1 protein-coding gene is annotated in these 724 nt (G+C 55.9%); it reads right to left on the bottom strand.

All coding sequences use genetic code 11. The features are described 5' to 3' along the window. The coding region (locus tag RMSM_RS11375) for a hypothetical protein (RefSeq protein ID WP_008695668.1) at nucleotides 1–337 on the bottom strand (337 nt) is incomplete at its 3' end. Nucleotides 338–724: the final 387 nt, after the last annotated feature.

Raw genomic sequence — 724 nt, 5'->3', positions numbered from 1 at the left:
TCTGTGCGCCGGACGCGATCCGTGATGCGTCGCGATGGAGTGCGTCGGCCGGTGCCCTTTCGTCGAACCTTTTTCCTATCCATCCGTGCTTGGTCAACTGGGTCAAATGCCGCTTGATGGTGGCTATCCCGAATCCGGTGATCTTGACCAACCCCAGCGTTTCCAGCTTCCTGAAATTCCAGCTTGCCCCAGCCTGCTGGTAATAGACGGCCATCGTGATCGCCGGGCCGATGCCGCACTCTCGTACGCACTCGCTGGACAGTCGCAGATAGGGGACATCGTGTGGGTGGGGTGGTCTTGCGTCGATGTCGGCGGCTGTGTCGATGGTCGTCGTCATGGTGGTCTCCCGACAGAGACTCCCACCAGATGGACATAATCTGATTGACTTGTGACGGTCGATCGCGACAATGTCTGTGACTGCTGAATGGGAGCCGACCTCGGAGACGGATACTTTGACGAGTGTTTGCCGTCTCCGAGGTTCTCTGTTTTTTCTTTTTTGCGTTTGTGTTGTTTTCCCCAGCCACTGCGACTGAGCGTGGAAACATCCTAGGTTTGCAAAAGGGCCGGTTTCCAGGGGCCACCTAATTTTCTTGAATCGCTCCGGTGCGCTCACATCGCGATTTCTGCGTCGCACTCTTCCACGGTTTGGAGCGGGAAATCACGACTCTATTGAGTTGGTCGTCGTGTCAAACATGCCTCAAAAAGTGTCCACTTCGCCGTTGGT

This window comes from Rhodopirellula maiorica SM1 (genome assembly GCF_000346295.1).
Classification (GTDB): Bacteria; Planctomycetota; Planctomycetia; order Pirellulales; family Pirellulaceae; genus Novipirellula; species Novipirellula maiorica.
The sequence above is the reverse complement of the archived record's forward strand: the minus strand, read 5'-3'. Positions and strand labels throughout refer to the sequence as shown.